The following is a 1,904-nucleotide window of genomic DNA, read 5'->3' as shown; positions in this document are numbered from 1 at the left end:
TCCCCACACCCTTCATGACCGCACGCTCACGCACCGGCGGCAAGCCACCCTGGGCGATCAGCTCGGCGAGCATGCGCAGGTCCAGCTTGAACGTCAGCCCCAGGCACGGCTGCTCGGGGCTGGCCGCCAGCACCTCGGAATTGGCGGGGATGTCCAACGATGTCACCAGGAACCGGGACGTGTCGTAGGGATAGCCCTCGCCGCCCACCCACAACTGCTTCTCGCCCTGGGCCACCAGCACGATGCACGGCTCAACCATGCACACCACCGGCGCAGCGGGTTGCTCACGCCGATAAAAGCCCAGGCCGGGGATCGGCATGGCGTAGTCGCCGGGCGACGGCGTGCGCGAACCAATCGACTGGATCAGCGCGTTCAATGGGGTGGGAGTGGACGTCATGACAGACCCTTTCAATGCTTCATTGCACTTTACCCGCGCAAGCCACGGGCGTCGTCACCTGGCACTGAATCTCAGAGGATCAGGCAAGTAATCCACTCAAATGCACTACAGAAGCCCTGCCGTCACCCGGAAAATGTGCGGACACTTCACAAGGAACATCCCTATGAAACGCCTCTTGCTCGCCCTGGGTTTGCTGGTGACTTCTCTTTCTTCATTTGGAGCCGATATGTCCAACGGTGCGGATAACTTCTACAGCAGCAACACAGTGACGGCCGAACCTGTCACCTTCAACAATCAATACGGCATGCAGGTCGCAGGCACGCTGTTCGTGCCCAAGCACCTGGCCCCGGGCTCAAAGCACGCAGCCCTTGTCGTCGGCCACCCGATGGGTGCCGTCAAAGAGCAAAGCGCCAACCTCTACGCCACCAAAATGGCTGAACAGGGTTTCGTGACCCTGTCCCTGGACCTGTCGTTCTGGGGCCAAAGCGCCGGCACACCACGCAACGCGGTGTTGCCCGACCTCTACGTGGAAGACTTCAGCGCCGCCGTGGACTTTCTCGGCACTCGCCCACAGGTCGACCGGGAACGCATCGGCGCCATCGGCATTTGTGGCAGCGGCAGTTTCGTGATCAGTGCGGCGAAGATCGATCCGCGTCTCAAGGCAATCGCCACGGTCAGCATGTACGACATGGGCGCGGCCAACCGCAATGGCCTCAAGCACGGCATGACCTTGCAACAGCGCCAGCAGATCCTGCGCCAGGCTGCCAACCAGCGCTATGTAGAATTCCAGGGCGGCGAGACCCTCTACACCGGTGGCACGCCGCAGAGCCTCACGGGCGATCCGATCGGCGACGAGTTCTACGACTTCTACCGTACCCCGCGCGGCGAAGTCACCCCAGCAGGCGCCTCATCGCAAACCACCACCCGGCCGACGCTGACCAGCAACGTCAAGTTCATGAACTTCTACCCCTTCAACGATATCGAGACGATCTCGCCACGCCCGCTGCTGCTGATTACCGGGGCCGACGCGCACTCCCGAGAATTCAGTGAAGACGCCTACCAACGCGCCGCCGAGCCCAAGCAATTGCTGATCATCCCCAACGCCGGCCATGTAGACCTTTACGACCGCGTCGAACTGATCCCGTTTGACACGCTCTCCACCTTCTTCCAGAGCCACTTGCAGTGAGTTCCGTTACCCCTCAACCGCAACGCTGGGGCGCGGTGCTGGCGATGTCGCTGGCGGCGTTTGCCTTGGTCGCCTCCGAGTTCATGCCGGTCAGCCTGCTGACACCGCTGGCGGCTGACTTGCAGATCACTGAAGGCCAGGCCGGCCAGGGCATTTCCGTGTCCGGGGTGTTTGCCCTGCTCACCAGCCTGGTGATCGCGGCGGTTGCCGCGCGGATGGATCGCAAGCGCCTGCTGATGGCCTTGACCTTACTGAGTGGCTCTTATAAACACCTGACGCGGTCGGAGAAGGCAGACATGCGTGTGCGTCTCGACGACTGCT

General features: G+C 62.1%; 2 protein-coding genes and 1 pseudogene. 2 read left to right on the top strand and 1 reads right to left on the bottom strand.

Annotation, left to right across the window (positions count from 1 at the left end; all coding sequences use genetic code 11):
• Positions 1–397: AraC family transcriptional regulator (locus tag GIW04_RS30365; protein WP_236479578.1), on the bottom strand; the 397-nt coding region annotated here is incomplete at its 3' end.
• 163 nt (positions 398–560) lie between these two features.
• On the opposite strand from GIW04_RS30365, the gene GIW04_RS30360 reads away from it, so the two are divergent.
• Both GIW04_RS30360 and GIW04_RS30355 read left to right on the top strand, forming a co-directional pair.
• Complete coding sequence (locus GIW04_RS30360; protein ID WP_003190867.1) at positions 561–1,583, top strand: alpha/beta hydrolase; 1,023 nt, start codon at positions 561–563, stop codon at positions 1,581–1,583.
• Positions 1,580–1,904: pseudogene (locus GIW04_RS30355) on the top strand (hypothetical protein); the annotation flags it as partial. The gene GIW04_RS30360 and the pseudogene GIW04_RS30355, both read left to right, overlap by 4 nt.

The organism is Pseudomonas sp. PA-4-8C, from assembly GCF_021606625.1.
GTDB classification, from domain to species: Bacteria; Pseudomonadota; Gammaproteobacteria; order Pseudomonadales; family Pseudomonadaceae; genus Aquipseudomonas; species Aquipseudomonas lactis.
This window is presented reverse-complemented; position numbering and strand designations above follow the sequence as displayed.

What these genes read in the sequence shown, in the direction of transcription:
- GIW04_RS30360 (WP_003190867.1), top strand. Translation starts at nt 561, where the DNA reads ATGAAACGCCTCTTGCTCGCCCTGGGTTTGCTGGTGACTTCTCTTTCT.